Here is a 24,361-nt window from a genome sequence, read left to right on the forward strand (position 1 = left end):
TGCACAGTCGCGGACTCAGGGTGGTGGGAAAATGGACACGACATCGTATTCCCGGCGCAGCCTGCACCCCAGCGGCCGCATCCTCACCGCCCGGGTGGTCCGCCTGATGGAGGGCTATCCCCGACAGGTACGGGTGAAGCAGCCCGCGCTGGTCCTGGTGCTGGCGGCGGCCGGGGTGGTCGGCCTGCTGGCCAAGCTGGTCCGCGCCGCCCTGTCCGCCGGCTCGGGCAGCGGTCGACGCAAGTTCAAGGACCTGAAGAAGGGCCCGGAATACCTGGTCACCCCGATCCGGCTGCGCGACGACAACGGCCGGTTGTACGAGGTGGAGTTGCACGGGCATCTGCCGCAGAGCGCCCTGCACTCGGCCGACCTCGTCCAGTTGACCCTGCGCGACCAGGGGGACCCCGACCTGGCGCCGAAGATCGAGCGGATCGTCAACCTGACCACCGGACAGTTGCTGCGCCCGCGTACGGCCACCATGTGGTCGCATCTCGGGCCCCCGCTGCTGTTGCAGGCCACCCTTGGGGTGCTGCTGATCGCCGGGCTGGGTGCCTGCACCGCCCTGACCTGAGGGTGCCGCAGCCGGTGACGCTGAGGTGCCGCCGCGTCCGCGGCGGCCAGGTCAGCCGACCGGGGCGGGTTCGCGTACCGGTTCGGTGCTCCCCAGCAGGCCGCGCCGACGGGCCCAGCGCTCGAAGGCGATGGTGGCGAACGGGGGTACCGCGCAGATCAGCGCGACCACCGCGGTCGTCATGCGCCAGCCCCGCAGCCGGGCCACCGCGAGCACCAGCACCCCGTAGATCACGAACAGGGCGCCGTGCACCGGACCGAAGATCTGCACCCCCAGTTCGTTGCCGGGCGGGCCGTACTTGACCGCCATTCCGGCCAACAGGCCGGCCCAGGAGATCGCCTCCGCGATCGCCGCCATCACGAACAACCGGGTCACCTTGTCGCGCACGAGGGCCATGGTAGTGCCGCTGCCGCGCCGGCCCGCGACGCCGGGTCGGGCAGCAAGGCCGGACATCCGTGCACCGGATGGTGGACAACCGGACGTCCGGACTTTTCCCGGAGTGCATGGACATGCGACGTTGGGGGTACCAGTGGTGACAAGGTGGTGACCATGGGCGAGGAAGTCGGCGTACAGACCTTCAGCCGTCAGGATCGGGCTCGCTACCGGGACAAGGTTCGTCGCTGCCTCGACGTCTTCGCCGAGATGCTGCGCGAGTCCCGCTTCGACATCGACCGGCCGATGACCGGGCTGGAGATCGAACTCAACCTGCTCGACGAGGACTCGATGCCGGCGATGCGCAACGCCGACGTGCTGCGGGCGATCGCCGATCCGAGCTTCCAGACCGAGCTGGGCCAGTTCAACATCGAGATCAACGTGACCCCCCGGCGCCTGGCCGGTACCGGCACGGTCGAGTTCGAGCAGCACCTGCGGGACACCCTCAACGCCGCCGACCAGCGGGCCCGTACGGTCGGGGCCCACCTGGTGATGATCGGCATCCTGCCGACCGTGCTGCCGGAGCACCTGACCGCGGCCACCCTGTCGGCCAATCCCCGGTACGCCCTGCTCAACGAGCAGATCTTCGCGGCGCGGGGTGAGGATCTGCGGATCGCCATCAACGGGGTGGAGCGGCTGGCGGTCACCGCGGACACCATCACCCCGGAGGCGGCCTGCACCAGCACCCAGTTCCACGTGCAGGTGGGCCCCAACCAGTTCGCCGACTACTGGAACGCCGCCCAGGCCATCGCCGGGGTACAGGTGGCCCTCGGCGCCAACTCGCCACTGTTCTTCGGGCGGGAGTTGTGGCGCGAGACCCGCATCCCGCTGTTCCAGCAGGCCACGGACACCCGCGCCGAGGAGATCAAGACCCAGGGCGTACGACCCCGGGTGTGGTTCGGCGAACGGTGGATCACCTCCGTGTTCGACCTGTTCGAGGAGAACGTGCGCTATTTCCCGGCCCTGCTGCCGGTCTGCGAGGAGGAGGATCCCGCGGCGACCCTGGCCGCCGGTGGGGTGCCCACCCTCGGTGAACTGCGACTGCACAACGGCACGGTCTACCGGTGGAACCGGCCGGTCTACGACGTGTTCCGGGGTCGCCCGCACCTGCGGGTGGAGAACCGGGTCCTGCCCGCCGGGCCGACCGTGCTGGACACGGTGGCCAACGGGGCCTTCTACTTCGGACTGATCCGGGCCCTGGCCGAGGCCGACCGGCCCCTGTGGTCCCAGATGTCGTTCAGTGCGGCCGAGGAGAACTTCCACACCTGTGCCCGGCACGGCATCGACGCGCACGTCTTCTGGCCCGGCCTGGGTTACCTGCCGGTCACCGAGTTGGTGCTGCGGCGCCTGCTGCCGTTGGCCCAGTACGGCCTGGACCGGTGGGGACTCGATCCGGACGAGCGGGACCGCCTGCTGAGCATCATCGAGCAACGGTGCCTGACCGGACGCAACGGCGCGACCTGGCAGATCGCCACCCTGCACCGCCTGGAGTCCACCGACCACCTGGACCGCCCGACAGCCCTACGCGAGATGGTCCGCCACTACGTGGACCTGATGCACAGCAACCGCCCAGTACACGAATGGCCCATCCCCTAACCACCCCCGCCCCCGCCCCCGCCCCCGCCCCCGCCCCCGCCCTCCGCGTTGATCATGAGGTTGGCGGCAGTTCAGAGATCAACGACTGCCGCTAACCTCATGATCAACGCGGAGGGAGGGGGGCGCGGAGGGTGGGGAGGGGGGTGGGTCAGGGCAGGGCGGTCAGGGTTAGTTCGGTGGCTCGGGCTAGGAGGGCGTCCTGGGGCTGGGCGTCCTCCGTGTGGCGGGTGGAGAGGAGGGCCAGCACGATTGGGTCGCGGCCGGGGGGCCAGATCACGGCGATGTCGTTGCGGGTGCCGTAGCCGCCGGAGCCGGTCTTGTCGCCGACCACCCAGCCGTCCGGGGTACCGGCTCGGATCACCTTGTCACCGGTGGTGTTGCGCTTGAGCAGGTCGACCAGCACCTCCCGGTCCTCGGTGGAGAGGGCGTCGCCGACCGCGTACGCCCGCAGGGAGGTGGCCAGCGCGCGGGGGGTGCTGGTGTCGCGGACATCGCCCGGGGCGGCCTCGTTGAGGGCGGTCTCGATCCGCGCCGGCTCGGTGACCTCGTCGCCGATGTCACGCAGCGCCCGCTTGAAGCCGGCCGGACCACCCAGCCGGTCGAGAAGCAGGTTGCCGGCGGTGTTGTCGCTGTAGCGCACCGCCGCATCGGCGATCGCCCGCAGGGTCATGCCGGTAGCCACGTGCTGCTCGGTGATCGGCGAGTAGGTGACCAGGTCGTCGCGGGAGTAGCGGACGATCTGGTCCAACTCCTCCGTGGTGGTCGCCTTCAGCACCGCGGCGGCGGCCAGGGCCTTGAAGGTCGAGGCGTACGCGAAACGCTCGTCGGCCCGGTGCTCGACGGTGCGCCCGGTGCCGGTGTCCACGGCGTACACCCCCAGGCGGGCGTCGAACTCCCGCTCCAGCGGGCCGAAGTCGACCGCTACCGGCCCGGCCGACGGGGTCGCCGACGGAGTGCCTGACGGGGTGGTCGGCGACGCGGGCCCGGTCGGGGTGTCGGACGAGCAGCCGGTGAGCAGCCCGGCCGTCAGAACGGCCGCGAGCACACCGGTACGGGCACTGCGGGTGGTGCTGAGCACAATCGCATCCTTCCAGCTAGCCGGTGATGACGAACCGGTCAGTTCATCACCTTGGCTATGAAGCCTGCCAAATTGGTCGTGGTGCGGGCAATCTTCTCCTCCAGGCTGATCGTCTCCGGCAGCCGGGCCCCGGCCCCGCCGTCCTTCCTGCCCCGCAGGTAGAGCGAGCAGGACAGGTCACTGCACAGGTAGGTGCCCACCGAGCTGCCGTCCCGGCCGGCTCGACCGGCTTTGGGGGCGACCAGCAGGCTGACCCCGGCCTCCGGGGAAGTCAGGCAGATCGCGCACATGTTGCGGCTGCCTCGCCCGGCGGAGGCGCTCGGGCTGCGCAGGACCAACGCCGTCGGGCGGCCCGCCTGCTCGGTGACCAGATAGGCGCGGTCCTCCGCCTTCGGGTCGCGCCAGCCCAGGTAATCCAGGTCGGCCCAGGGCCGGGTGGCCAGGTCGCGCGGCACGAACAGGCGCTTAGCCTCCCCCTTGCTGCAGTTGACGAAGGCGGCACGGATCTCTGACTCGGTCAGTGCTTCCATAAGGCCAAGGTATTGTTCCTAAAGACTTTAGGCAAAACCTTTAAAGGTGTCATGGAACACGGACCTCGGAGGGAACATGGCACGGCTGGGACTGACTCCGCAGCGGCTCGCGGCCGAAGGTGCGGAACTGGCCGACGAGGTCGGCTTCGACCGGGTGACGGCCTCGGCACTGGCGCAGCGATTCGGCGTCAAGGTGGCGAGCCTCTACTCGCACATCCGCAGCACCCAGGACCTCAAGGTACGCATCGCGCTGCTCGCGCTGGACGAGTTGGCCGACCGGGCGGCCGAGGCCGTCGCCGGCCGGGCTGGCAAGGACGCCCTGGTCGCCCTCGGTGACGTCTACCGCGACTACGCCCGCGAACACCCCGGCCGGTACGCCGCCAGCCGACTGCGGCTCGACCCGCAGACGGCGGCGGCAAGCGCCGGCCCCCGGCACGCCCAGTTGGCCCGCGCGGTCCTGCGCTGCTACGAACTGGGCGAGCCGGAGCAGACCCACGCGGTACGCCTGCTCGGCAGCGTGTTCCACGGTTTCGCCAGCCTGGAACTCGCCGGCGCGTTCAGCCACAGCCTCCCGGACAGCGAGCAGTCGTGGTCGTGGGCCCTGGACTCCCTCGACGCGCTGCTGTCGGCCCGGTCGACCTGCGGCTGCCCCTGACTCAGCTCCGGGCGATCACCTCGTTGGTGGCGAGGCTCGTGGTGCGCTGTTCGATGAGGGTACGCAGGCGCTGCGCATCGCCGGTGGCGACCGAAGCGTCGTACCCGTCCACGGTGGCCAGCACCCCGCTGATCGCGTCCACCGCGGCCAGCGCCGCACCGTCGCGGTAGACCCGCTGATAGAGGTCGCGGTACGCGTCCTCGTACAACTGGGTGAACTTCTCGCTGGCCAGGAAGCGCTCCTTGAGCCGGTGACCACCGCCACCCGGGCCACCGATGCCACCAGGGCCGCCCACGCCATCAGCGCGGGGGCCCTCAGCGCCACCGGGGTCACCAGCGCTGGGATCACCAGCGCCGGGGCCTGCGTTGCCCCGAGCGCCGAACCGACCCTCGTCGTGCGGCCCCTGGTCGGCGCTGCCGCTGAACGCCAGGTTGTAGTCCCAGCCGATCACCGTGAACCGTTTCGCCCCCAGGCCGTACCAGAGGTAGTAGTTGCGGCCGGGACCGGCCATGTCGTCGGAGTTGAGCAGCAGGTTCTGCCAGGCGAGGTACCGGGCGAAGGAGGTCACGTCGAGCCGGTCGGCGAGCTGCTCGTCGAACTCGGCGTCGCCGACCGTGTCCACCCACTTGATCAGGTCGATGACCGGTTGCAGGTCCTGGCTGCCCTTCATGGTGATCTGCTTGAAGTCGTCGGCGTACGCGGTCTGGTCGTCGCCCTGGTCGGTGAACCGACTGGTGGCCAACGCCTTGTAGAGCACCCCCGCGCTGTCGAAGTCCTCGGCGAAATGCTCGTCGGGATGTTCCACGATCAGTCGGGCGGTGGTCGGCCGGTCGTTGACGGTGAAGCTGGTGTAGGCGTACTCCTGGGTCACCTCGCCCGCAGCGGTGAGCAGGTTGAGGGTGACCGCCTCGTTGAGCACGGAGGTGCCGCCGCCCATCCCGCCGACGCGCAGGCTGATCTCCCGGTGGCCCTGATACCGGCGACCGTCCACGTACTCGTCGAAGCGGATCAACCAGGGCAAGGTCTCCGGCTCCTCAGCCCGCAACGACGTCCGGGAAAACCCGCCCGGCATCGCGGCACCGCCCGGCCCAGCCTGACCGCCAGGCCCAGCCTCACCATCGGGCGCTGTCTGGCCACCGGGCGCTGTCTGACCATCAGTCGCGGTCTGCCCGCCCGGCCCGAACTCACCACCCGGCCCGAACTGACCACCCGGCCCGAACTGACCGCCGGGTCTGCCGGGGCCGCGCGGGCCGTCCTGGCCGCCGGGCCGGCGTTGACCATCCGGTCCGCCCGGGGCCACCCGGCCCTCGGGGCCTTCCGGGCCGCCGCCGCGTTGCGGGGTCTGGCCGTTGCGGGTCAGGCCGCGCAGGGTCGAGTTGCCCTTGAGGCGGATGCCGACGCTGGGGATGGTGGTGCCGTCGATGACCAGGTCGGCCTCCAGGTACGCCTTCTCCCCCTCGTCGTAGAAGGCGTCCAGCATCCGTTCGTAGTCGGCGTCGCGGAAGACCAGCTCGATGCGGTGGGCCACCGTCTCGTCGAAGAGGTCGACCGTGCCGGCGATGTTCTGGGTGACCAGGTCGCCGGTGCTGGTGCTGGTGCTGGTGCTGGTCACGTACGGGCGGATCGGCACCGAGCTGAGGGTCACGGTGAGCACCAGCGCAAACGCGAGGCAGCCCGCCAGGAACTTCCAGTAGTGCCGAATCCGGATCGGGATGCGGTGCCGCCAGCGCATCACAGGTCCGTCTGGTCGTAGCCGGTCAGGACGGTGACCCGCTGGCCGCCGGTCCGCTCGGCCAGCGCGTTGATCAGTTCGGCGGGCTCGGTGCCCTTCTTCAACCGCACCGTGTACATGATCTCGGTCAATGCGCCGCCCCGGATGGTCTCCATGCTGACCAGCTCGAACTCGCTGGTGAAGCGGATCAGCACGTCCTGGATGTGGTCGGTGTGGCTGCCGGGCGGCACCTGCACCTTGACCACCTGGCGTTGGACGTTCGAGGCGAACCAGTTGAAGCGGTACATCAGCACGATGATCAGGCTGATCGTCACGGCGGCGACCACCGCCAGCAGGTAGAACCGGGTGCCGCAGGCCATGCCCACGCCCATCACCAGGAAGATGAACCCGACGTCACGGGTCTCCTTGATGGCGTTGCGGAACCGCACCACCGACAGCGCGCCCACCAGGGCGAAGGCGCGGGCGATGTTGGAGCCGACGACAAGCATGATCAGCGAGATGAGCATGCCCAGGATGACCAGCGTCTGCACGTACGACTGGCTGTACGACACGTTGCGGTGGGTGAACCGGTAGACCCACCCGATCATGGCGCTGAGCAGGAACGACAGCGACAGGGCCAGGGCGATGTCGCCGACACTGAAGGTGCCGGACAGATCCTGGAACTCGAACGGCATGGGGTTCAGACCTCACTTTTCACGGGGCTGCCGGCGGTAGCCCCGTCGGCGTCGTCGGGAACGTGGAAGAGGGAGCGGGGGGCGTGACCGAACGCCTCGACGCTCTGGCAGTACTTCGACATGCGGACGATGGACAGGTTCGTCCGGGCGGCCAGGTCGGTCAGCCAGTACGGCACCCGCTCGTTGGCCTTGATCTCCAGCACGGAGTATTTCGGCGGCACGATGAGCCGGTTCTCGGCGTCCGCGCCGAGGTGGAAGTCGCGGTCCCGGCCGCGTACCCGGTGGTCGAGGGTGACCCGCAGGCCGAGGTCGGAGTCCCGGCCGACGAACGCCTCCCGCTGGTAGCCGGTCATCGCCACCGGGCGCAGGTCCAGGCCGCAGAGCAGCTCCAGCACCTCGTCGAGGAAGGGCCGCTGCTCCGGGACATGCTCGATCAACTGCCGCCGGTCGCACAGGTCACGGGCCAGGTGGTACGGCAACGCCACCCGCCGTTTCTGGGTGACCCGGTTGACCCGCTGCTTGATCTCGACGTGCACGATGCTGTCGTCGGTGACCGTGGACGCCTCGCCGTAGTGCCGCACCCGCAGCTTGCGGCGGAACTTCAGCCCCTCGATCTTCTCCCAGTAGAAGCGCAGCCCGGCGGTGTCGTAGTAGACGCTCCACACGCCGTACCCGGTGTCGCCGCCGTGGCTGTCCCGGTCCATCCGGGCGGCGAACCGCTCGCGCAACGCCGGGACGTCGCCGGTCGGCACCAGATACTTGATCTCGTACCGGTTGAAGGCGTGCAACCTGCTCGGTGCCCGCAGCGCATGGCCGCCCCGGTCGTCACCGGTCTCCGGTCCACCATCGGGGGTGGACGGTGCGCGGGCTGGCGGCGGTTCTTGGGCGGAAGAGGGAGCCCGACGGAGCCACGAGCGCATGCAGGTGAGCCGATCTCTGCGGGGACAGGGACCAGCACATCCAACCGGGCGAGGCTATGAATCAGCTTTGCGTTCCGGGTGAACCAGCGGTGAACCCCCGCTGCCGCCGGGCCCTCGCGGCCAAACACCGCCCGCCAACAACTCCCATGTAAAGCTTTCTAGACATGGTGTCAAGAACGCCTTACTCTGAGGATGTCAAAGATTCTTTACCTCGGGAGGCCGTCATGACGCACGAGGAGAAACGCGCCTGGATCATGCTGGTGGTCAGCGTGATCGCGTACGGCGGTTATGTAGCGGTCGTGCTGGGTCGACAGGACGGCGGGTCGCTCACCGCGGTGCCCTACGTCGGCGCGCTGCTCTGGACGGTCTTCGGCGCCATGGTCGCGAGCATCCTGGCCGAGATCGTGATGGGCATGGCCAACCCGCGGGCCTCCCGGGTCAAAGACGTCCGCGACCGGGAGATCGGACGCCTCGGCGACCACGTCGGCCAGGCGTTCGTGATCATCGGCGCGGTGTCGGCGATGCTGATGGCGATGGCCGAGTGGCACTGGTTCTGGATCGCCAACGTCATCTACCTCTGCTTCGTCCTGTCGGCCGTGATCGGCTCCCTGGCGAAGGTGATCGTCTACCGCACGGGTGTCCCGCAGTGGTGAAACCGACACGCGTCACCAACAACATCCGGGCGTTGCGCTTCGCCCAGGACGAGATGACCCAGGCCGATCTCGCCGAGCGGATCGGGGTGACCCGGCAGACCGTGATCGCCATCGAGCAGGGGCGCTACTCCCCCTCCCTGGAGATGGCCTTCCGGATCGCCCGGGTGTTCGGCGTACGGCTCGACGACGTGTTCCAGTACCCCGACTCCGAGGAGGTGGCACCGTGAGGGCCATCGTTCAGGACAGCTACGGCCCGCCCGACGTACTGCGGCTGGGTGAGGTCGACCGGCCCTCCGTCGGCGACGACGAGGTGCTCGTGCAGGTACGCGCGGCAGCGGTGGATCCCGGCGTATGGGTCCTCATGGTCGGTCAGCCGTACCTGGTGCGCCTGGCCAGCGGGGTGCGCCGGCCCGGCGGTACGCGGACGGGACCTGGCCGGGGTGGTGGCCGAGGTCGGTGCCCGGGTGACCCGGTTCCGGCCGGGCGACGAGGTGTTCGGCACCTGCCTGCGCGGGTCGTACGCCGAATTCACCAGCACCTCGGCGCGGCGGTTGGCCCACAAGCCGGCGAACCTGTCCTTCGCCCAGGCCGCCGCGGTCCCGGTCTCCGGGTTGACGGCGCTGCGCGCCGTACGCGACAGCGGCACAGTGCGTCCGGGGCAGCGGGTCATGGTGATCGGGGCCTCCGGCGGCGTCGGATCACAGGCGGTGCAGATCGCCAAGGCGTACGGTGCCACCGTCACCGGGGTCTGCGCCCCCGCCAAGGCCGACTTCGTCCGCTCCCTCGGCGCCGACGACGTGCTCGACTACACCCGCGAGGAGATCGACCGGGACGGCCCGGTGTACGACGTGGTCATCGACACCGGCGGCGACCGCTCGCTGTCGTTGATGCGCCGCGCGCTCACCCCGCGCGGGACGTTGGCGCTGGTGGGCGGCACGTACACCCGGGGTGGGCTGCTCGGCGGGTACGGCCGGCAGATGTTCGGCGCACCGCTGCTGTCCCTGTTCATCAGCCATCGACTGCGCAACGTCAGTGCGATGGAGCGCAGTGAGGACCTGGAGGAGTTGCGCGACCTGATCGCCTCGGGCGCCCTGACCCCGCCGGTCGACCGCTGCTATCCGCTGGCCGAGGCGGCCGACGCCCTCCGCCACCTCCGCACCGGACACCCGGCGGGCAAGATCGTGGTCACCATCTGACGGTCTCGTTCACCGGCGACTGCACCGGCCAGCCGCTACAGGGCTGGCCGGTGGCGAGTCGGTCCCGGCAGGGACGGTCAGTCGACGCCGAACTCCATGGCGGCGCGGTCGAGGGCCTCGTCCTCCGCCGGGGCTACGCCCCGGGAGGCGATGGCCTCCGCGCCACCCTGCGGCATCGCGCCGATCAGCCCGGTCGAGGCCGCCTGGGCGGCGCCGACCATCCGCTGCGGGGAGCCGCCGCCGACCATGCCGAGGTTCGCGTACTGCTCCAGCTTGGCCCGCGAGTCGGCGATGTCCAGGTTGCGCATGGTGAGCTGGCCGATGCGGTCGGAGGGGCCGAAGGCGGAGTCCTCCGTACGCTCCATCGACAGCTTGTCCGGGTGGTAGCTGAAGGCCGGGCCGGTGGTGTCCAGGATCGAATAGTCCTCGCCCCGGCGCAGCCGCAGCGTCACCTCCCCGGTGACCGCCGTGCCCACCCAGCGCTGCAACGACTCGCGCAGCATCAGCGCCTGGGGGTCCAGCCAGCGGCCCTCGTACATCAGCCGGCCCAGGCGGCGACCCTCGTTGTGGTAGTTGGCCAGGGTGTCCTCGTTGTGGATGGCGTTGACCAGCCGCTCGTACGCGGCGTGCAGCAGCGCCATGCCGGGGGCCTCGTAGATGCCCCGGCTCTTGGCCTCGATGATCCGGTTCTCGATCTGGTCGGACATGCCCAGCCCGTGCCGACCGCCGATGGCGTTGGCCTCCAGCACCAGGTCGACCGCGCTGGCGAACTCCTTGCCGTTGATGGTCACCGGGCGGCCCTGGTCGAAGCCGATGGTGACGTCCTCGGTGGGGATCTCCACCGACAGGTCCCAGAACCGGACCCCCATGATCGGGTTGACCGTCTCGATGCCGGTGTCCAGGTGTTCCAGGGTCTTCGCCTCATGGGTGGCACCCCAGATGTTGGCGTCGGTGGAGTACGCCTTCTCGGTGCTGTCCCGGTACGGCAGGCCGCGTTCCTGCAGCCACTCCGACATCTCCCTGCGCCCGCCCAGCTCGGTGACGAAGCTGGTGTCCAGCCACGGCTTGTAGATCCGCAGCTGTGGGTTGGCCAGCAGGCCGTAGCGGTAGAACCGCTCGATGTCGTTGCCCTTGAAGGTCGACCCGTCGCCCCAGATCTGGACATCGTCCTCGATCATGGCCCGCACCAGCAGGGTCCCGGTGACCGCCCGGCCCAGGGGGGTGGTGTTGAAGTAGGCCCGCCCGCCGGAGCGGATGTGGAAGGCCCCGCAGGTCAGTGCCGCCAGCCCCTCCTCGACCAGGGCGGCCCGACAGTCGACCAGCCGGGCCAGCTCGGCGCCGTAGTTGAGGGCACGGCCGGGCACGGAGGCGATGTCGGGCTCGTCGTACTGGCCGATGTCGGCCGTGTAGGCGCAGGGGATCGCACCCTTGTCGCGCATCCACGCGACCGCGACCGAGGTGTCGAGGCCGCCGGAGAAGGCGATGCCGACACGTTCACCGATGGGCAGGGAGGTCAGAACCTTGGACACAAGGAAGAGTATGCACCACGTCGCATACCCATGCAAGCCGGGGTGGGTGGTGTTGCCGCCTCGACCGACCCTCACCATCGGCCGTTCCGGCATTACATAGAGCAATCGAAGAGAAAGGCACACGCGGATAATCCAGCATCATCAATTCCTCACCCTCTGTGATGCTGAGGAGTCTTTCCGTGACACAGGCCGACCGCCGTTCTCGCCCTCCGCAGGCCGCCGACACCGTCCGGCTGCCCTCCGACTCCCGCGCCACCTCCCTGTTCGCCCCCGGAGACGTCCCCCGCCGACGCGGGTTGATCATCCTGCTCAGCCTGCTGGGCGGTTTCCTGCTCACCGTGGTCTGGTCGGCGGAGTTCGTCGACTCGACCATCGGCGACAACGTGGCCAACACCCTGCTGGGCCACGACGCCAAGGAGACCCCGATCAGCGGGGCCGTGGCGGGCGTGATCTTCGCGTTCGTCTCCGGAGTCGCCGGCACCTTCACCGCCTGCAACATCGCCGCCTTCGGCGCGCTCGCTCCGCTGACCGGTACGGCCGACAGCCGGCTGAGCCGCTTCCTGGCACCGCTGCGTCCACTCGGCTGGATGGCGGTCGGCATGATCGCGGTCTCCGCCCTCTACGGTGCGGTCGTCGGCCTGGTCGGCACCGCGATGCCGCAGTTCTCCACCGCGCCGAACGTGCCCGGGTCGCTGTCGCCGCGCAGCATCCAGTCCATGGTGGTCTACGGCATCATCGGCCTGGTCATGATCTACCTGGGGCTGGCCGCGTTGAAGGTGGTGCCGGACCCGTTCGCCCGGATCTCACAGCGCTACCCGAACGCCCCGCTGGTCTTCATGGGCGCGCTCATCGCCGGCTTCCTGATCGGACGGCCGTTCCCGCTGTTCCGGCAGATGTTCCGCGACGCCGCCGAGAGCGGCAACCCGCTGTACGGCGCGGCCGCGTTCACCCTCCAGTCGATCGGCAACATCGTCGTCATGGCGATCCTGTTCCTGCTGCTGACCTGGTTCGCCGGTAGCAGACTCCAGCGCTGGTTCGCCGCCAAGCCGACCCGAATGGCCACCACCATCGCGGTGGCGTTCATCATCGCGGGCGCCTTCATGTTCCTCTACTGGGACGTCCGCCTGCTCGCCCGCCGGGAGATCATCCCCTGGTACCCGGTGGCCCCCTGGGTCTAGCCCTCCTGGCCCTCACATGATCACACTCGATCCCGGATCGAGTGGCCTCTCCGCCATGGGGATGCCACTCGATCCGGGGTCGAGCACGACCGTGCCCCCGCACGCCCGATCCTCGGATCACCTGCCGGGTGACCGGCGCTCGCTGTCGTGTGACTGACGCCAGTCCCGGACCGCGTCGCGCATCCGATCGAAGACCGCCACCGGCGGCCCGAGCAGCATGCGTCCGCCGCGCCGCCGGATGACCCCTCTACCCGACCTGGACGAAGCCACACGCCCTCATGGTCACGCTCGATGTGGGATCGAGTGGTCATGTCGCGTCCCCAGGCCACTCGACCCCACATCGAGCACGATCTTGCGGCAAGATCACGCAGCATGCGGGAGACGGTCGCCATCGCCCTGATCACGTCGCTGTCCACCCTGACGGCCGCCGGTCTCACCGGCCTGGTCACCGCGCTGACCGTACGCAGGCAGGTCGCCGGTCAACTCGCCGCCGCCCGGGAGGAGCGCGCCGAACAGCGCGCACTGCGCCGCAACCAGGAGCGGCGGGACACCTACGTCAGCTTCCTGGCCGCCTGCGACCGCGCCTACCGGGCGTTGGACACCACATGGGTCGGGGCGGAGACCGCACCGGGCGAGGTGATGCCGTACCCGGCGCTGCGCGCTCTAGACGAGGCGTACAACCTGGTGCTGCTGGTCGGTCCAGACCTGGTGGCGCAGGCCGCCGGGCACGCAGTGCGCAGCATCAACGAGGAGTACGCCGACCAGCGCCGACTGCGCCGGGAGGGTGCTGACGAGAGCGGCCCGTTGGCGGAACGCCACCGCCCCGAGCACCTAGCTGCCCTCAGATCCCGCACCGAGCGACGCGACGCCTTCGCCACCGTCGCACGGAAGTCCCTCCGCGACCGCCAGCCACTGTCATGATCACGCACCATGACGCTCAAAGTCCCCGTTGATCATGAGGTTAACGGCGGAGTCGATCTCCTCGACTGCCGTCAACCTCATGGTCAACAGCCATCGACGGCGGTGGGGGCGCGGCGGGATGGTGGGATGGTCAGCGGGTTAGGCCGACGAGGGTGGCCAGGCGGGTCACGCCGGGTGGGGCGGGGCGACCCCGGGCAAGCTCGGCGAGGAGGGTACGCGCCGAGGGGCGCAACCGGACCTCAGCGGGCGCGACACCATCCGCCGCGATCAGCATCCGCCCCGCTCCGGCCAGGTCACCGGCCAGCAGGTACGCCCGCGCAGCGTCCACCAGGTAGGCACCCCGGTACTCGGGCGACAACCGCCGCCACCCGTCCCGCCGGATCAGCAGCTCGTGCCGACCGACCGCCTCGGCCGCAGCGCCCCGCTCAACCGCCACCACCACCCGCGCCAACTCCACGGCGACCGGCCCGAAACTCGTACCGTACGGATCGTCGGCGACCTCGGCCCGGCTCGCCACGTCCGCGGCCTGGTCGAGCAGCACCCCGGCCTGCCCAGACTCGCCGCAGCTCGCTGCGGCGAGGGCGGCCTGGAGCAGCAGCGTCCCACCCACCGCCAACTCCTGCGCCCGCCGACCCGACGACACCCCATCCCCCGCCGGTCGCGCCGCGACCCCGGTCAGCCGCTGCGCGGCGGCAACGGTGGCCGCCAGCGCCAGCCGCTGCCGACCGGCGAGCCGCAGCGCCTGCCCGATCGAGATGGCCGCCGTACCCGCCAACACCGCATCCTCGCCGGCCGCCGCCACCGCCCGATCGGCGGTCAGCCACCCGAGGTCGGCCTCACCCAGCTTCACCAGCACCGAGGAGGCGACCCGGTATGCCTGCACCGGCAACTCCCCATGCTCCGACCCCGACGACAGTTGCACGGCATCCAGCAGCCCCGGCAGCGCCCGCACCACCTGGGCGTACTGCCCATGCTGAAAGCTCAACCAGGCATGACCCACCCGCCGACGCAGCTCCGCCAGCGGCACCTGACGCGCCGACGCCTCGAAGACCCCGTACCGCGCGAGGGCCGCGCGTACCCCATCGAACCCATCGCGTACGCCGCCACCGGCCAACGGCGGATGCTGACCGAGCAGCACCGCCGGGTCGATACGCAGCACCTCGGCGATAGCCTGGATCACCGAGAACCTGTCGAGTCGACGGGCACCCCGCTCCACCTTGTCCACCCAGCTTTTCGACTTCCCCAGCCGGTCGGCGAGGCCCTGCTGCGTCATCCGCCGCCGCATCCGCCACTGCGCCACCCGCCGCCCGATCGGCACCTCACTGCGGCCGGTCACGCCGCCACCGCCGATCCGGCACCGCCCGCGTGGTCTCCTCCATCGGTACGCGCTCCGCCTCGGCCTGCTCCAACAGCCGCCGCTTCGCCGCCTCCCGCTCAGCCGCCTGAATCTGCTCACCCCTGCCGACCGACTCGTTGTCCCGACCTGGCATCCCCACCTCCAACAGACTCGGCCGTGGAGATAGTGATCAGGGGCTGCTCACCGTCTCATCTGGCCGGAAAGGCGATCGCCTTCCCGAACCGGACGTTAGGGCAGTGCAGTAGTTGCTTGATTACCAGCAGCTATACAGCCAGGCGAATGCCCATCCGACCAGCAAGCAACCGCAGATCATCCGAGACAGCCCGACGCCTCGCCCGCTGGGCAAGGGTCACCACGGCATCGCGGGCAAGCGGGTTCAGCGCAAACGGTATGGGTGCGACCCGCTCGGCCTGTACGAAGGCACCCAGCGCTTCGGCATCCCGACGACCGGTGTCGGCGTACGCCCGACCAAGGTCGAGCCAGTACGACATCTGGCGAATGGTGGCCACAAGAACTTGCGGTCGTACCGTTCGGGACAGCTCGATCACCCGACCCATCTCGCCCTGCTCGGCGGCGATGGACATCTTCCAGAGACCCACATTGGTCGGCCCGAACCCGCACCCGTTGAAACCGCCGCCGTCCACAGGATCCCCGAGGCTCGCCGCCTCACGGCTCGCCTCGGCGATATGGTCCTCGGCGACATCTACACGGCCATCCACCACCGAGGTCAGGGCGGCCGACAGATGAAGCTGACCAAGCATCTGCCGCACCTGTTCATCGCTGGCGTCGTTCTGCAACTCAACCAACGATCGGCCGGCGGCCCGGGCAGCGAGCGAAGCGGACTCGATCGGCAGGCTCTGCACGTACGCGAACCGTGCCGCACCGAGCCACGCGGGTTGCTCGGCTTCCTCGGCCGCGGATACGGCGACGCGAGCCGCATTCAGCGCCAGATGGCGGTATCCGAGGTTCCGCAGACACGTCGCAGCCTGGTACGCCGCTTGCACGAGCACGGTGCCGCCCACGGCAGCGGACTCCAGCAACAGGTCGGGAAGCATCCGCGCCATCGCCGGGTAGTTGCAGATGTTGCGAAGCTGATCAGTACGCGCCAGGTCTGCCGTCAACTGCTCCTGCGTACGGGTCGACTGCCGACGCTCACCGTCCTCGATCTCGATCAGCGCGGACCAGATCGCCGGTACGCACTCGGTCGCACCCTCACGGGCCGGATCGCCCGGTTCCGTGCCCTGTCCGAGCAGATCAGCCACGGTGACCTGGAGGGCTGCCGCGAAGGACACGAGAGTGGAGCGCCGGTCGATGGTCTTCCGACCCGACTCGATCTGTGAGACATAAGGCTGACTGACGCCAGCGAGCCCAGCGAGGACGGCCTGAGACATCCCGCCCCGGCGCATCCGCCAGTAGCGGATCCTCGCCCCTACGGTGTCAGGATTCTTAACCACGCTTACCGCCTACCTCCCGTGTGGTTGGCCTGGTTAGCGGGCGGCCATCAAGCCGCAGATCGGACGCTACCCTTTCTCACCACCGAACGCGACCCATACACACAGCGACAGGGGAATCCTGAGCAGGGATTATTGACCGCCCCGGATTTCTCTGTCGTGCACGAGGAACGAGCTCCTGACGAGGATCAACCAAACGGCCCTCCCTTTTGGATTCAGCCGCCGTTAGCATCCAGGCGTGTCCCACGGCGAAGACATGACAATGGTCCCCACTCACCTGTGGCGCTACGCACAGGATCAGCCATTCTTGGCCGAGGTGGCCGACGAGACGAGACGCTTCCTCGCGGAGTTGGCGCGGGATGCCAGCATTGACGTCCACCTTGTGAAGGCACGCCCCAAAGCGCTCACTTCATACAAGGACAAGTCAGGAAAGAAGAAGGACGACGGGGCTCCGAAGTACTCCGACCCCGCCACACAGATCCATGACTGCGTTGCGGCTCGGGTGATCGTTTACACCACCCGAGCACGCAACGACATGGCCACCCTCATCCAAAGTCGCTGCGAGTGGCATGAACGACACAACCCCGGCGAGACGAAACACAACGGATACGACAGCGAGCACCTCGTCATCAAGGGCCTCAAGGACCCCGCCGCGCAGCTGCGATACGTCGCCCTCACGAAGTTCTTCGAGATCTACCCCGGCCTGGAGATCCAGGTGCGCAGCGTGGCAGGTCATGCCTGGGCAGAGTACGAGCACGACATCCGCTACAAGTCCGGCGGCTACAAAGAGCTGCCACCCAACGACCAAAAACGAGTCGATCAGTACTTCATTGAAGCCGGCGGTATGCGCCGGTACATGGACGAGATCTTCGACAAGATCGAAGAGTTGCTCCGGCCGCAAGGCGCGGATGATGCAGCAACAGCTGACGAGCCCGTGATCGAAGTCGATGAGCCGTCACCGGAGACGCTCGACCCGACTCTCCTAGGCCCGGCATCGCTGGGCGAACTGATCGCCAGCCGTTTCCCAGACGATGAGCCGGGCGACTTGCTGTCACTCTCCGTTCTCATCGACCAACTGGCGGAACTTGGTGTGACCACGGTCGGTCAGTTGGAGGCCGCGCTCTCAAATCTCGGCCAAGGCCAGGTCGCCCGGCTGATGGATTATCCGATCGAGACGACCCGCGTCCGAAAACTGGACGACGAACTGCTCGCCATCTTCCTGGACCGCTATGTCGCGGCTGCTGCCGACGATGGCCGACGCCAACTCCTACGCCTGCGGCTCCGCCGTGTACGGGGACGGTTCACGATCTACTCACTGGAGGGGCCGGGCGACACCCGACGCCCCGTCACCGCAGCGCGGGCGGTACGCGATCTGGCAAGGTTCGTCGCCGAGCGTCAGGGCGTCGCAGCGGCGGCGTACAACGGCTTCATCAGTGCGAGCAGAAGCGACATTTCGCCAGGGTATTTCCCGAAGGAGGTAAAAACATCCGTCGGTCCGGTGTACGTCGCGACGAGCCTGTCTCGCTTCTACGCTGAGAGCCTGATGGGAGTGCTGGTCTCGCGGGTTCCCGGCTCAGGTCTACGGGTCAAGCGAGCCGGTGACCTCCTCTTCGAGGCGCCTCCGGATACCTCCGCCTTAGATCCCGAGACAAGCTGAGGGCCGAGGTCACAACGCCACGATGGCTGCTGTTTCCGCTGGTAGGTCGATGCGGTCGCGGGTCACCGTGACCCCCTCCGCCGTGGCCAGCAGGACCCGTCGGGCCACCCCCGGCAACGTCACCCGCTGCGGTTTGTCGGCCAGGTTGGCCGCGACCAGGCACCCACCCCGCCGCATCACCAGGAACCGGTCACCGTGCCGCACCTCGACCGCGAACAGGTGCGGATCGGACAGCTCCGGCCGGGACTTCCGCAGCGCGATCAACCGCCGGTAGAAGTCGTACATCGCCCGGTGTTCGGGTTTGTCCAGCTCGGCCCAGTCCAACCGGGAGCGTACGAACGTCTGCCGGTCCTGCGGGTCCGGTACCGCCTCGGCGGACCAGCCGTGGGTGGCGAACTCCTGTCGGCGGCCCAACACCACGGCGGTGGCCAACTCGGGTTCCGGGTGGGAGGTGAAGTACTGCCAGGGTGTGGTGGCCGCCCACTCCTCCCCCATGAACAGCATCGGGGTGAAGGGGGAGGCCATCAGCAGCACCGCCCCCACCCGCAACAGCCCAGGCGACAGGGAGGCCGCGAGGCGATCACCAACCGCGCGGTTGCCGATCTGGTCGTGGTTCTGGAGGTACGCGACGAAACGGTGCCCGGGGGTACGCGGGTCGACCGGGCGGCCGTGTTGGCGGTTGCGGAAGCTGGACCAGGTGCCGGTGTGGAAGAAGGCGCCGGTCAGCACCTCGGCCAGGCATTCCATGGTGCCGAAGTCGCCGTAGTAGCCCTGCCGTTCGCCGGTCAGCAGGGTGTGCAGGGCGTGGTGGGCGTCGTCGTTCCACTGGGCTTGCAGGCCGTAGCCACCGGCCTCGCGTGGGCTGATCAGCCGGGGGTCGTTGAGGTCGGATTCGGCGATCAGGGACAGCGGTCGATTCAAATGAACAGCGAGGGACTCGACCTCGACGGCGATCTCCTCCAGCAGGTGCACCGCGCGGGTGTCCGGCATGGCGTGCACGGCGTCCAGCCGCAGTCCGTCGAGGTGGTAGTCGCGCAGCCACATCAGCACGCTGTCGAGGATGAAGCGGCGTACCCCGTCGGAGTGCGGGCCGTCCAGGTTGACGGCCTGCCCCCAGGGGGTGGTGCGGTCGCTGAGGTACGGCGCGAAACGCGGCGCGTAGGCCCCGGAGGGCCCGAAATGGTTGTAGACGACGTCGAGAACCACCCCCAAACCACGCGCGTGGGCGGCGTCCACCAGCCGTTTCAGCCCGTCCGGGCCGCCGTAGGGTTCGTGGGGGGCGAACCAGCAGACCCCGTCGTACCCCCAGTTGTGTTCGCCGTTGAAGGCGTTGACCGGCAGCAGTTCGATCATGTCGACACCGAGGTCGACCAGGTGGTCCAGCTTGCCGATCGCGGCGTCGAAGGTGCCTTCCGGGGTGAAGGTGCCGACATGCAGTTCGTAGAGGATGCTGCCGGGCAGTTGCCGACCGGTCCAGGTGCCGTCGGTCCAGGCGAAGGCCGAGTGGTCGTAGCGGCGGCTGAGGCCGTGCACCCCGAAGGGCTGCCACGCCGAGCGGGGGTCGGGCAGGGCCTGGTCGTCGTCATCGAGCAGGTAGGCGTAGTCGGTACCGGCGTCGGGGACCTCGACGCGCCACCAGCCGTCCCGGCCTACTCTCATCTCGTGGTCGGCGTCGGGCAGGCGCAGCCGTACCCGTTTCGCCTCGGGCGCCCAGACCGTGAATTCGGACATGACGCAGCCTCCCGGGTCAGGTGGTGGGCACCAGCAGAGCGACGGGATATGTGGCCAACAGGTCCGCGAGTCGGACCCGTCCATCACTGTAGACCTGACCGGTGAACAGGCACGACATCTGATTAACGGGTAGTGACAGGGTGGTGTCGCGCCAGCCGCCCTCGGCGGCCAGGCGCAGCGGCAGGCGGGTGGCGACGGCCACCGCGCCGCCCCGGTCGAAGGCCACGGCGTGTCGGGCGGCCGGGCCGTGCACGAGCATCGGCTGGTAGTCGCCGAACAGTTCCGGGCGGTCCTGGCGGGCCCGCAGGGTGCGGGACACCACGAGCAGCTTGGCCGCGCCGGTGTCGTCCACCGCCGGCTGCCAGCCGGCGTCTAGCCGGGCCAGCAGTTCCCGGCGTACGGCGAAGTCGACCGGGCGGCGGTTGTCCGGGTCCACCAGGGAGTTGTCCCACAACTCGGTGCCCTGGTAGGTGTCCGGCACCCCGGGCATGGCGAGTTGGATCAGCTTCTGCCCCAGCGAGTTGGACCAGCCGGCCGGGGTGATCTCGGCGGCGAAGGCGGCCAGCTCCGACGCGACGGCCGGGTCGTCGTACATGGCGTCGACGAGGGCGTGCATGGCCTGCTCGAAGGCCGGGTCGGGGTCGGTCCAACCGGTCGAGGCCGCGGCCTCCCGGGCGGCCTTCTCGGCGTACGCGTGCAGACGCTCACGCTCGATGGGCCAGGCACCGACGGCGGTCTGCCACAGCAGGTGGGCCAGGGCGGTGTCCGGCAACGGCACGGCCGCCATCCAGCCGGTGACCAGCTGTGCCCAGCGCTGCGGCAGCTCGGCCAGGACGGCCAGCCGGGCCCGGACGTCCTCGCCGCGTTTGGTGTCGTGGGTCGACAGGGTGGTCATGCTGGTCGGCCAGCGGTCGTGCCGGGCGACGGCGAAGCGGTGGAACCGGCCGGGCAGGGTGCCGAAGTGGGTGGGGCTGCCGCCGACCTCGTTGAGGGCCACGAACCGGGTCCACCGGTAGTAGGCGGTGTCCTCCACCCCCTTGGCCATCACCGCGCCGGTGAACTGGGGGAAGCGGCGGGCCAGTTCGTCGTCGGGGTCCCGCAGCCGCCGGGTGACCGCGTCCAGGGCCCCGGTCAGGTCGGTGCGGCGGCGGCCGGCTTCGGCGCGGGCGTTGGCCAGGTGGCGTACCCCGTCGGGCGGGTAGCCGCGGTAGACCGGGAAGGCGGCGGCCAACTCGGCCAGGGCGGCGCGGGCGGCGTCGGGGTCCACCTCGGGGGCTAGGGCGGCCAGTCGGGTCAGCTCGGCGGCCAGCAGTCGGGTGGCGGCGCCGAGTTTGGTGTCGTGGGTCAGGTCGGCCCAGGAGGTGGCCCGGCCGGTCAGCCGGGTGTCCAGGGCGGTGAAGTCGGCTTCGGCGTCGCCGTCGACGAAGAGTCCGCAGACCGCCGCCAGGGCGTCGTAGCCGGTGGTGCCGTCGACCGGCCAGCCGGGCAGTTCCTCGCCGTACTCCAGGATCTTCTCCACGATCAGCCAGACCTCGGGGGCGGCCTCGCGCAACCGGGCCAGGTATGCGGCGGGGTCGCGCAGCCCGTCGGGGTGGTCCACCCGGATGCCGTCGATCTCGCCGGCCGCCGCCCAGGCCAGGATCAGCTCGTGGGTGGCGGCGAACACCGCCGGGTCCTCCACCCGCAGCCCGGCCAGGCTGGAGACGGCGAAGAACCGGCGGTACGTCAGCTCGGGGTCGCCGCGCCGCCAGGAGACCAGTTCGTAGTGCTGCCGGTCGTGCACCTGACGAGGGCTGCCGTCGCCGGTGCCGTCGGCGATCGGGAAGCGGTGCTCGTGGTAGCGCAGTTCCCCGTCGACGATCGTGAGGTCATCAAGCGCGTCGGGGTCCTCGGCGAGCACCGGCAGCAGCAGCCGGCCCCGCGCCCAGTCGATGTCGAACCAGTCCGCGTACGCCGAGTCGCGTCCCCGACGCAGCACGTCCCACCAGGCCGGGTTGGCGGCCGGTACGGCTACCCCTACGTGGTTGGGCACGATGTCCACGACCAGGCCCAGCCCGACGGAACGCAGCGCCCGCAGCAGCCGTTGCCGGGCGGGTTCGCCCCCGAGTTCCGGGTTGACCTGACGGTGGTCGACCACGTCGTAGCCGTGGGTGCTGCCCGGCGCGGCGGTCAGCAGCGGTGCGCTGTAGAGGTGGGTGACGCCGAGGTCGGCGAGGTAGCCGGCGAGGCCGGCGGTGGCGTCCAGATCGAAGTCGGGGCGCACCTGCACCCGGTAGGTGGCGCCGAGGGGCTTCGCGGTCATCTCAGGCGACCCTCTCCAGCACCACCAGGGACCGGTCCGGTACGCAGATCGTCGCGCCGGCCTCGACGGTGGTGCCCTTGTCCTGGTCAGGTTCGGCGGTGCTGATGACCAACTCCCACCGCTGGCCGAACTCGGCCGGCGGTGTGGTGAAGTCCAGTGGTGCGTCGTGGGCGTTGAAGCAGAGCCAGAAGGAGGCGTCGTGGTGACGTTGGCCGTACTGGCCGCGTTCCCGGATGCCGTCGCCGTTGACGAACAACGCCACCGAGCGGCCGAAGTCGTTGCCCCAGTCCTGGCCGGTCATCTCCCGCCCGTCCGGGGTGTACCAGGCCAGGTCGGGCAGGGGTTCGTCGACCTCCCGGCCGCGTACCGGCAGGCCGGTGAAGAAGCGGCGGCGCTGGAACACCTGGTGTCGGCGGCGGAAGGCGACCAGTCGGCGGGTGAAGCCGAGCAGGTCGTGGTCGATGTTCTCCCAGTCGACCCAGGCCAGCTCGCTGTCCTGGCAGTAGGCGTTGTTGTTGCCGCGCTGGGTACGGCCCAACTCGTCGCCGTGGCCGATCATCGGCACCCCCTGGGACAGCAGCAGGGTGGCGATGAAGTTGCGCCGCTGCTTGGCCCGCAGGGCCAGCACCCCGGGGTCGGCGGTGTCGCCCTCGACCCCGCAGTTCCAGGACCGGTTGTGGCTCTCCCCGTCCCGGTTCTCCTCGCCGTTGGCCTCGTTGTGTTTGTCGTTGTACGAGACCAGGTCGGTGAGGGTGAACCCGTCGTGGCAGGTGACGAAGTTGATGCTGTGGAAGGGGCGGCGCCCGTCGTCCTGGTAGAGGTCGGCGGAGCCGCAGATGCGGGAGGCGAACTCGGCCAGGGTGGCCGGTTCGCCGCGCCAGAAGTCGCGGACGGTGTCCCGGTACTTGCCGTTCCACTCCGTCCACTGGGGCGGGAAGTTGCCCACCTGGTAGCCACCGGGGCCGACGTCCCAGGGCTCGGCGATCAGTTTGACCCGGCCGACCACCGGGTCCTGCTGCACCACCTCGAAGAAGGTGGAGAGCCGGTCCACCTCGTAGAACTCGCGGGCCAGGGTGGCGGCCAGGTCGAAGCGGAACCCGTCGACATGCATCTCGGTCACCCAGTACCGCAACGAATCCATGATCAGTTGCAGGGAGTGCGGGCTGCGGACGTTCAGGCTGTTGCCGGTGCCGGTGTAGTCGACGTAGTGGCGACGATCGGACTCGCTCAGCCGGTAGTAGCTGGGGTTGTCGACCCCCTTGAAGCTCAGCGTCGGGCCCAGGTGGTTGCCCTCGGCGGTGTGGTTGTAGACCACGTCGAGGATCACCTCGATGCCGGCGGCGTGCAGGGCCTTCACCATGCCCCGGAACTCCTGCACCTGCTGGCCCAGGTGGCCCAGGGCGGAGTAGCCGTGGTGCGGGGCGAAGAAGCCGATGGTGTTGTAGCCCCAGTAGTTGCGCAGCCCCTCATCGGCCAGGCGGTGGTCGTGGACGAACTGGTGCACCGGCATCAACTCGATGGCGGTCACGCCCAGCCGGGTCAGGTGCTCGATCATCGGGGGTGAGGCGATGCCGGCGTAGGTGCCGCGCAGTTCCTGGGGGATGCCGGGCAGCCGCATGGTCAGCCCGCGTACGTGCGCCTCGTAGATGACCGAGCGGTGGTACGGGATGCGCGGCGGGGCGTCGTTGCCCCAGTCGAAGTACGGGTTCACCACCACCGACTTCGGCATGAAGGGCGCCGAGTCGGTCTCGCTCATCCGCTCCGGTTCACCGAGGGTGTAGTCGTACACCGCCGGGTCCCACTGCACGTCGGAGTCGATCGCCTTGGCGTACGGGTCGATGAGCAGCTTGTGGGGGTTGCAGCGCAACCCGTTGGCGGGGTCGTACGGGCCGTGCACCCGGTAGCCGTACCGCTGCCCCGGTCCGAGGCCGGGGATGTAGGCGTGCCAGACGTACGCGTCGACCTCGCGCAGCTCGACCCGGCGCTCGTGGCCGACGTCCCACTCGTCGAAGAGGCAGAGTTCGATCCGCTCGGCTACCTCGGAGAAGATCGCGAAGTTGGTGCCCATCCCGTCGTAGGTCGCCCCGAGGGGGTACCGCTCGCCCGGCCAGACCTGCATGTCGCTCCTTAGGCAAGAATCATGAGCGCGCCCGCATCATGAACACACCCGTCCGGGGGACCCGGCGGGTGCGCGCCGG

21 protein-coding genes and 1 pseudogene are annotated in these 24,361 nt (G+C 69.4%); 9 read left to right on the plus strand and 13 right to left on the minus strand.

What is annotated here, in order from left to right:
- Positions 1-31 precede the first annotated feature (31 nt).
- Positions 32-571: a hypothetical protein gene (locus ACGFIK_RS04805; protein ID WP_327025489.1), complete on the plus strand. Its 540-nt coding sequence runs from the start codon at positions 32-34 to the stop codon at positions 569-571.
- Between the two features lie 51 nt (positions 572-622).
- On the opposite strand, the gene ACGFIK_RS04810 is transcribed toward ACGFIK_RS04805, so the two are convergent.
- Positions 623-967: a DUF3817 domain-containing protein gene (locus ACGFIK_RS04810; RefSeq protein ID WP_327025488.1), complete on the minus strand. Its 345-nt coding sequence runs from the start codon at positions 965-967 to the stop codon at positions 623-625.
- Positions 968-1,120: 153 nt separating this feature from the next.
- Between ACGFIK_RS04810 and ACGFIK_RS04815 the strand changes: the two genes are divergently transcribed.
- Entirely contained in the window at positions 1,121-2,599 is a 1,479-nt protein-coding gene (locus ACGFIK_RS04815) for a glutamate--cysteine ligase (protein WP_327025487.1), read from the plus strand.
- Positions 2,600-2,747: 148 nt separating this feature from the next.
- On the opposite strand, the gene bla is transcribed toward ACGFIK_RS04815, so the two are convergent.
- Together bla and ACGFIK_RS04825 are read right to left on the minus strand one after the other, a co-directional pair.
- Positions 2,748-3,680: a class A beta-lactamase gene (gene bla / locus ACGFIK_RS04820; RefSeq protein ID WP_393338508.1), complete on the minus strand. Its 933-nt coding sequence runs from the start codon at positions 3,678-3,680 to the stop codon at positions 2,748-2,750.
- A gap of 35 nt (positions 3,681-3,715) precedes the next feature.
- Complete coding sequence (locus tag ACGFIK_RS04825; protein WP_327025485.1) at positions 3,716-4,207, minus strand: FBP domain-containing protein; 492 nt, start codon at positions 4,205-4,207, stop codon at positions 3,716-3,718.
- Between the two features lie 76 nt (positions 4,208-4,283).
- On the opposite strand from ACGFIK_RS04825, the gene ACGFIK_RS04830 reads away from it, so the two are divergent.
- A complete protein-coding gene (locus ACGFIK_RS04830; protein ID WP_327025484.1) occupies positions 4,284-4,862 on the plus strand; it encodes a WHG domain-containing protein in 579 nt (192 codons plus the stop codon).
- Between the two features lies 1 nt (position 4,863).
- Here the strand turns inward: ACGFIK_RS04830 and ACGFIK_RS04835 are convergent, their stop codons facing one another.
- From ACGFIK_RS04835 to ACGFIK_RS04845, 3 genes are read right to left on the minus strand one after another with little or no spacing between them, the layout of a single operon-like run.
- On the minus strand, positions 4,864-6,594 hold the full coding sequence (locus tag ACGFIK_RS04835) for a CotH kinase family protein (RefSeq protein WP_327025483.1): 1,731 nt from the start codon (positions 6,592-6,594) through the stop codon (positions 4,864-4,866).
- A complete protein-coding gene (locus ACGFIK_RS04840) occupies positions 6,594-7,268 on the minus strand; it encodes a DUF4956 domain-containing protein (protein WP_327025482.1) in 675 nt (224 codons plus the stop codon). Before ACGFIK_RS04840 ends, ACGFIK_RS04835 begins: the two co-directional genes overlap by 1 nt.
- 5 nt (positions 7,269-7,273) lie before the next feature.
- Complete coding sequence (locus ACGFIK_RS04845) at positions 7,274-8,188, minus strand: polyphosphate polymerase domain-containing protein (RefSeq protein ID WP_393337736.1); 915 nt, start codon at positions 8,186-8,188, stop codon at positions 7,274-7,276.
- Positions 8,189-8,412: 224 nt separating this feature from the next.
- On the opposite strand from ACGFIK_RS04845, the gene ACGFIK_RS04850 reads away from it, so the two are divergent.
- From ACGFIK_RS04850 to ACGFIK_RS04860, 3 genes and pseudogenes are all read left to right on the plus strand, one after another.
- Positions 8,413-8,841, plus strand: coding sequence for a hypothetical protein (locus ACGFIK_RS04850; protein WP_327025480.1), 429 nt, complete (start codon positions 8,413-8,415; stop codon positions 8,839-8,841).
- A complete protein-coding gene (locus ACGFIK_RS04855; RefSeq protein ID WP_327025479.1) occupies positions 8,835-9,068 on the plus strand; it encodes a helix-turn-helix transcriptional regulator in 234 nt (77 codons plus the stop codon). The genes ACGFIK_RS04850 and ACGFIK_RS04855 overlap by 7 nt, the downstream gene beginning before the upstream one ends.
- Positions 9,065-10,037, plus strand: a pseudogene (locus ACGFIK_RS04860) (NAD(P)-dependent alcohol dehydrogenase). The gene ACGFIK_RS04855 and the pseudogene ACGFIK_RS04860 overlap by 4 nt, the downstream one beginning before the upstream one ends.
- Positions 10,038-10,114: 77 nt before the next feature.
- On the opposite strand, the gene argG reads toward ACGFIK_RS04860, so the two are convergent.
- Positions 10,115-11,566 (minus strand): argininosuccinate synthase, encoded by a 1,452-nt coding sequence (gene argG, locus ACGFIK_RS04865; protein ID WP_327025478.1) that lies wholly within the window; start codon positions 11,564-11,566, stop codon positions 10,115-10,117.
- A 179-nt stretch (positions 11,567-11,745) separates the two neighbouring features.
- Between argG and ACGFIK_RS04870 the strand changes: the two genes are divergently transcribed.
- A complete protein-coding gene (locus ACGFIK_RS04870; RefSeq protein WP_327025477.1) occupies positions 11,746-12,744 on the plus strand; it encodes a hypothetical protein in 999 nt (332 codons plus the stop codon).
- Positions 12,745-13,116: 372 nt separating this feature from the next.
- Positions 13,117-13,665, plus strand: coding sequence for a hypothetical protein (locus ACGFIK_RS04875; protein WP_327025476.1), 549 nt, complete (start codon positions 13,117-13,119; stop codon positions 13,663-13,665).
- 130 nt (positions 13,666-13,795) lie between these two features.
- On the opposite strand, the gene ACGFIK_RS04880 is transcribed toward ACGFIK_RS04875, so the two are convergent.
- From ACGFIK_RS04880 to ACGFIK_RS04890, 3 genes are all read right to left on the minus strand, one after another.
- Complete coding sequence (locus tag ACGFIK_RS04880; RefSeq protein ID WP_327025475.1) at positions 13,796-15,001, minus strand: helix-turn-helix domain-containing protein; 1,206 nt, start codon at positions 14,999-15,001, stop codon at positions 13,796-13,798.
- Positions 14,985-15,155 carry a hypothetical protein gene (locus ACGFIK_RS04885; RefSeq protein ID WP_327025474.1) on the minus strand — a complete coding sequence of 57 codons (171 nt, stop codon included), beginning with the start codon at positions 15,153-15,155 and terminating at the stop codon, positions 14,985-14,987. Before ACGFIK_RS04885 ends, ACGFIK_RS04880 begins: the two co-directional genes overlap by 17 nt.
- A 130-nt stretch (positions 15,156-15,285) precedes the next feature.
- On the minus strand, positions 15,286-16,476 hold the full coding sequence (locus tag ACGFIK_RS04890; protein WP_327025473.1) for a helix-turn-helix domain-containing protein: 1,191 nt from the start codon (positions 16,474-16,476) through the stop codon (positions 15,286-15,288).
- A 235-nt stretch (positions 16,477-16,711) separates the two neighbouring features.
- On the opposite strand from ACGFIK_RS04890, the gene ACGFIK_RS04895 reads away from it, so the two are divergent.
- On the plus strand, positions 16,712-18,130 hold the full coding sequence (locus ACGFIK_RS04895; protein ID WP_327025472.1) for a hypothetical protein: 1,419 nt from the start codon (positions 16,712-16,714) through the stop codon (positions 18,128-18,130).
- Positions 18,131-18,139: 9 nt separating this feature from the next.
- Here ACGFIK_RS04895 and treZ read toward each other — a convergent pair whose 3' ends face one another.
- From treZ to glgX, 3 genes are read right to left on the minus strand one after another with little or no spacing between them, the layout of a single operon-like run.
- The gene (gene treZ, locus ACGFIK_RS04900; protein WP_393337743.1) at positions 18,140-19,861 is read right to left on the minus strand and encodes a malto-oligosyltrehalose trehalohydrolase; all 1,722 of its coding nucleotides are present in this window, start codon (positions 19,859-19,861) and stop codon (positions 18,140-18,142) included.
- 16 nt (positions 19,862-19,877) lie between these two features.
- Complete coding sequence (gene treY, locus ACGFIK_RS04905) at positions 19,878-22,163, minus strand: malto-oligosyltrehalose synthase (RefSeq protein ID WP_327025470.1); 2,286 nt, start codon at positions 22,161-22,163, stop codon at positions 19,878-19,880.
- Position 22,164: 1 nt separating this feature from the next.
- The gene (glgX, locus tag ACGFIK_RS04910) at positions 22,165-24,282 is read right to left on the minus strand and encodes a glycogen debranching protein GlgX (protein WP_327025469.1); all 2,118 of its coding nucleotides are present in this window, start codon (positions 24,280-24,282) and stop codon (positions 22,165-22,167) included.
- Positions 24,283-24,361: the final 79 nt, after the last annotated feature.

This window comes from Micromonospora sp. NPDC048871 (assembly GCF_043198155.1).
GTDB lineage: Bacteria > Actinomycetota > Actinomycetes > Mycobacteriales > Micromonosporaceae > Micromonospora.